Origin of the sequence: Caldisericum sp. (assembly GCA_022759145.1) — a bacterium.
Lineage (GTDB): Bacteria > Caldisericota > Caldisericia > Caldisericales > Caldisericaceae > Caldisericum.
Genome location: JAEMPV010000033.1, coordinates 1 through 6233, shown reverse-complemented (window position 1 = coordinate 6233; position 6233 = coordinate 1). Strand labels below are relative to the sequence as shown.

3 protein-coding genes and 1 pseudogene are annotated in these 6233 nt (G+C 38.2%); all 4 read right to left on the bottom strand.

The genetic code is table 11. The features are described 5' to 3' along the window. Window positions 1-401: 401 nt before the first annotated feature. The gene (gene hutH / locus JHC30_02420; GenBank protein MCI4463009.1) at window positions 402-1904 is read right to left on the bottom strand and encodes a histidine ammonia-lyase; all 1503 of its coding nucleotides are present in this window, start codon (window positions 1902-1904) and stop codon (window positions 402-404) included. Further along, the gene (locus JHC30_02415; protein MCI4463008.1) at window positions 1888-2607 is read right to left on the bottom strand and encodes an HAD family hydrolase; all 720 of its coding nucleotides are present in this window, start codon (window positions 2605-2607) and stop codon (window positions 1888-1890) included. Before JHC30_02415 ends, hutH begins: the two co-directional genes overlap by 17 nt. Then, window positions 2604-2684: pseudogene (locus tag JHC30_02410) on the bottom strand (TrkA family potassium uptake protein). Before JHC30_02410 ends, JHC30_02415 begins: the two are co-directional and overlap by 4 nt. A 200-nt stretch (window positions 2685-2884) precedes the next feature. Then, a complete protein-coding gene (locus JHC30_02405) occupies window positions 2885-6031 on the bottom strand; it encodes an isoleucine--tRNA ligase (protein ID MCI4463007.1) in 3147 nt (1048 codons plus the stop codon). Window positions 6032-6233: the final 202 nt, after the last annotated feature.

The following is a 6233-nucleotide window of genomic DNA, read 5'->3' as shown; positions in this document are numbered from 1 at the left end:
GAGTGACACATTTTGGAACGAGGGCTTCGCCCCCTTTCCAACTTTTCCCCAAAGGAATAAATTCGTTTTTGGGTACAGTTTTAGAAAGCCTATTTGCACATTAAAAATATCTTTAAAACTAATTTTCGAAAACTTTGGGAAGCATTTTTAAATGTCAACTCTTTACCTTTTCCATAAATTTTTAAAATTAACAAAATTTAATAATTTTCCTGCAAATATAGTAAAAATAAATTTTCTTTGGCAAAAATATGGTCATTTTATGGATTGTTTTCTTCACATTTTTATCACATTTTTGATATAATATATAGCGACGATAGATCAATCAAGATTCTATCAATCAAATTGGTCAGCAAAGGCCTGCGTTTCCCTCCTCCTTTTCGCAGGCTTTTGCTTTTTTTATTTTAAAGCAGGTGATCCTTAAGTGCCTTTTCTACTACCTCAATATCGTAAGAAAAGACTCTATCTTTATGAGCGTAAGAAACAAAAGACCTGACTTTTTCAAAAACTTCTCTTGTGCCTGAACCAATTGAATTTTTATCACCTGATTCTTTAAGCACCATTTCAAGCGCCTGTGCTCCAATAATCAATTCAATTGAAATTACTTTTCTTACATTATCCAGAACTTTTCTTGCCTTGATTACTGCATTCATTCCCATGCTAACATAGTCCTCCTGGTCGGCGGATACGGGAAGTGAATCGACGCTTGCAGGATGAGACAGGATTTTATTTTCAGAAACTAACGACGCAGCCGTGTATTGCAAAATCATCATGCCTGATTCTACACCAGGATTACTTGCTAAAAATGGCTTAAGCCCACTCAACGCAGGGTTCAAAATTCTATTGATACGCCTTTCTATCATTCCAGATAAAGTCGTTAAAACAATTGAGTAAAAATCCATTAAAAATGATAAAGGTTGTGCATGAAAATTGCCGCCAGATATAACATCGCCATTTTCAAAAATAAGTGGGTTATCGGTTGAGGCATTAATCTCTCTTTCAAGAAATTTCTCGATATTTAAAAGGTTCTCAAGAATTGCACCATAAACCTGTGGCATACAGCGAAGGGTGTAGGCATCCTGGACTCGATTTGAGGTATTAACAAGTTTGCTATCAGAAACAAGTCCAAGGAATTTTTCGCTTATAGTTTTTTGTGCAGGAGCATTCCTTACTTCATGTACCCTTGAATCAAACGCAGGAGTTTTTCCTCTTAGTGCCTCAAAAGACATTGCAAAAGATTTTATAGCAATATCAAGAAGGTATTTTGCTTCGTATAAAAGTAAGGAAGAAATGCCTGCTTCAAAGGATGTCCCGTTAATTAGTGCAAGCCCCTCCTTTGGATAAAATTGAGATAACGGCTCAAAGTTGTAGTGCCCAAAAACTTCGCTAAATTCAACAATTTTCCCATCTTCAAAAACCCTTCCTTTACCTAAAAGAAGAAGCGCAATATGTGCAAGTGGTGCAAGGTCACCTGATGCACCAACCGACCCATAAAGTGGAACATAGGGATATATTCTGTTATTGAGTATCTCGAGCAATTTTTCAATTGTTTCTACTCTTACCCCTGAATAACCCTTTGCAAGGCTATTTGCCCTAACCAAAATCGCCGCTCTTACCTCAGGCTCCGAAAATGGTTCACCTGCACCTGACGAATGGCTCAGGATTAGATTTTCTTGTAGTTTTGACAGGTTTTCCCTGTCAATTACTACATCTGCAAGTTTGCCAAAACCGGTGTTTATTCCATAAAAAGGCTTGCCGCTTTCTACAATATCCTGGATTATTTTATATGATTTTTCAACCTTCCTTTTTGCATTTTCACTTAAAAGAACCTCAGAGTATGTCTCGGAAACAGAAACTACATCTTCTATACCAAGACTATGTCCGTCAATTTCAATTGAACTTCTCATCAATAAGCCTTTCTAATTCTTCAAAAGACTTTATATATGGCTCAACTTCGGGGTTATCTTTTCCTTTTGCGTAGAGAACTGCATTAAAGCCATAGGACTTTGCTCCCATGAAGTCAAGCCTTACGGAATCCCCAACATGGACAATATTTTCTTTTTCAAGTTTTAGAATATTCTTTGCATATTCAAAAACTCGTGGGTCTGGCTTTCTTACACCAATCTCATCAGAAAAAACAAAATGAGTAAAATAATCCCTTATACCGTACATTTCAAGGATATTCAAAAGAATGCTTCCGGGGGTTCTTCCCGTGTTTGAAATAAGGGTTAATGTATATTTTTTGCTTAATCTCATAAGAATTTTTGGAATTGCTTGCTCCGTTAAGAGTGGGGGATTTTCGAGAATCACGGTTTTGTAATGCTCTACGATGCGGTTAAATTGTTTCGAATCATAAGGAACATTAAGGTATTTCTCAAGAAGCACTTTAACCTGTGACTCCGGTAGAATCGACCAGGAATTTTCAGCACTTGGATATTTGAAAGCCTCATTTAGATCAGAAAAGAACTTCATAATAATGTCTTTCTTGCTACTATCAAGTATAAGCGTGTCAAGAATAAATTTTGCCCTTCTCTCGTCTCTTTCAATTTCGTTTGAATTTACATCCTCGATGAGGGTTTCCCAGAGGTCAATTGTTATTGCTTTAATCATTTCTCAAATGCCTCTTTAAAGGTAACTAAGTCTTCGGTTCTTCCAACTATAAATATCACATCGCCCTCAAGGAATTTAAGCACTGTAAATGTTGTTGTCTTAATACCGCCTGCAGTTCCACCAGGAGAACCGCAAACAAACATTAAGAATATAAGAAGTAGAAGTGTAGGCCGGGTGAGGCTTCCGATATCAACGGTATTGAATCCTGCAGTTCTGGGAGTTACTGATTGAAAGAAACTTGCAAGGACTAACTGCACAGGGGACAGTTTTAATTTTTTCATAGTTTTTTCAGTTTAATTGTATATGTTTTTTCTCCTGTATCAAGTGTTGAGGAGATATCAAATTTTTCAAGTGATTCTTCAATATCTACCGATAGAGTTTCCTCTTTTATGTAGTCTTCGAAATCTTTTACAACCTCATCTAAAGGAGAAATGGATAATTTAATTCTATCTGCAATATCGTAATTTGCTTCTTTTCTGAGGTTTTGTATAGTGTGGACAATTTCACGGGCAACGCCTTCCTTTACAAGTTCATCCGTGAGGGCTGTGTCGAGGAAAACAAAGTTGCCATTTTCAAAGGCACCAATGTAAGTTCCCTTCCCTTTTACCTCAACAAATACATCTCCCATTGTAAGCCTTATTGGAGTATTGTCCACCTCAATTTGAGCAAATCCAACATTCAAAAGTGCTTTAATAACATTTTCGTCCTTGAGATGCTCGACTATCTTTGGAAGTTTATTTCCGTAAGTTTGCCCAAGTGTTACAAGGTTCGGTTTGAGAGTTACCTCACCGTATGGCTCAATTGTATTATCAAGAACAACTTCTTTAACATTGAGTTCTTCGCTAATAACAGGGATGTTCTCCTTTAAGAACGCCTCGTGATCCTTATTTGAAAGGACAACCACAAGTCTTTGTAATGGCTGACGCACTTTTCTCCCGGAATTTTTCCTTAAACTTCTTCCCAATGAGGTTATTTCAATTACAAGTTCCATATCGTCAATCAGTTTTTCATCGATGAGGCTCTCATCAGGTTTTGGATAATCTGTAAGATGGACACTTTCGGGCTTTTCTGGATAGAACGGCCTTACAAGGTTCTGGTAAAGGGTTTCAGAAAGGAATGGGGTAAACGGTGCAAGTATGTATGAAAGTTTTGAAAGAACTTCATACAGTGTAAGATATGCAGTCCATTTGTCCTCGTCGTTTTCGCTTTTCCAGAATCTTCTTCTTGACCTTCTCACATACCAGTTTGAAAGGTCATCAACGAACTTTGTAATATCTTTTGTAAGAGGAGTAATTTCAAACTTATCAAACCTGTCGAGGACTTCTTTATTTATCTGCTCAACACGTGCTAAAATCCACCTGTCAAGAATATGCCTCTTTGTAGGCTCAACATACTTTACTTCTTTTGGGTTAAAGTGGTCAAGGTTTGCATACATCGCAAAGAAAGTATAGACATTTCTCAAAGGTATGATAAATTCCTTCATTGCATCATTTACAACATTTGGTCCAAACCTTCTTGGAAGCCATGGAGGAGAGGCAGTATATATAGCCCATCTGAAGGCATCTGCACCTTGAACATTAAGTATACTCCATGGGTCGATTACATTCCCCTTGGACTTACTCATCTTCTGCCCTTTTTCATCGAGTATAAGTTCAAGGCAGAGCACAGTTTTGTAGGGAGCAACGCCTTTTACGAGTGTTGAAATTGCAAGGAGAGAGTAAAACCAGCCCCTTGTTTGGTCAATTGCCTCAGTTATGAAATCTGCAGGAAAGTTTTTCTCAAATTCTTCAACATTTTCAAATGGGTAGTGGAGTTGTGCAAAAGGCATAGCACCCGAATCAAACCATACATCTATAACTTCAGGTACACGAGACATAGTCCCACCACATTTCGGGCATTTTAGGTGAATCTTATCCACATAGGGCTTGTGAAGTTCAATATCAGGTGGAACATCCTCGATTGCACGCTCTCTTAATTCCTTAATACTTCCTATTGCCTCAGTATGACCACAACTCTCGCACTTCCAGATATTAAGGGGAGTCCCCCAGTAACGCTCTCTTGAAAGTGCCCAGTCGTTAATATTCGCAAGCCAGTTTCCGAAACGCCCATACTTAATTGATTCTGGGAACCAGTTTACAGTTTCATTATTCTTTACAAGTTGCTCTCTTAAATCACTCATCCGTATGAACCACGAGCCCTTTGCATAATAGAGAAGTGGTGTTCCGCAACGCCAGCAGAATGGGTAATCGTGTTCGTATAACTCTTTCTTAAAAAGAAGCCCTCTTTTCTTGAGGTCTTCTGTAATAAGTGGGTCTGCGTCTTTTACAAATTTTCCTTTAAAAGGCCCTTCGGTAAGTTTTCCTTCGAGGTCAACAAGTTGAATCATTGGAAGATTATATGCCTTACCAACATTGAGGTCGTCCTCACCAAAAGCAGGTGCAATGTGAACAATACCAGAACCATCTTCATTTGTAACAAAGTCTGCAAGGACTACTCTAAACGCCTTTTCTTCGTCTTCCTTTTTTAGTTCTATATACCTGAATGGTGGCTCGTACTTTATACCGGCAAGTTCGGCACCTTTCATCTCCTTTAAAAGAGTGTAGTCGACACCCTCATGCCCAAGTATTGCATGTGCACGGTTCTTTTCAAGGATCAATTTCTTACCATCGTGTTCAACCAGTAGGTATGTAAATTCGGGGTTTACTGCTGCAGCAACGTTTGAAGGAAGAGTCCAGGGGGTTGTTGTCCAGACAAGGAGAGATGTATCAGGATATCTTTCGTCCTTTACTGGGAAGAACACATAAATTGAAGGGTCTTTAACCTTTTTGTAGCCAAGAGCAACTTCGTGTGAAGAAAGGGTTGTTCCACACCTTGGACAATAAGGCACAACTTTATGCCCTTCGTAAAGAAGCCCTTTGTTATATACCTCTTTCAAAATCCACCAGATTGTTTCAATGTAATAATTCTCGTAAGTCTTGTAGGCATTGGACATATCGATCCAGAAGCCAATTCTATCGGTCATTTTTTCCCAGTCATCAACATATTTCATTACAGATTCCTTACAGAGTTGGTTGAACTTTTCGATGCCATATTCCTCAATTTCACGCTTTGTGTGAATGTTAAGCATCTTTTCAACTTCAATTTCAACAGGAAGCCCCTGTGTATCCCAGCCACCACGTCTTGGCACATAATAACCCATAAGGGACTTAAATCTGAGAACAGTATCCTTGTAGATCCTTGAAAGCCCATGGTGGACGCCAGGTTTGCCATTTGCAGTAGGAGGTCCTTCGTAAAATACAAAACGAGGATTGCCTTCCCTTATCTTTAAGCTTTTCTCAAAAATTTTATTCTCTTTCCAAAATTCTATAAGCCGCTCTTCTTCTTGCGGTATATTCTTTACATCTTCAAGTTTCTTAAATTCCATCGCTCAACCTCCACTCTCAAATTAAAAAAATTATATCAGAAAAATCGTGTATTACAAAGTTATACCGCATTTGCGGGATTCCAAAGTTCAAAAGTGAAAAAAGAAAAATAGGCTTCAAAAACTTGTAATTTTTTCAAAAAGGTTCTAAACTTTTTAGAGGGACAGAGGTTGCTAAACCGAGGATTAAAATTTTTGGAGGCGT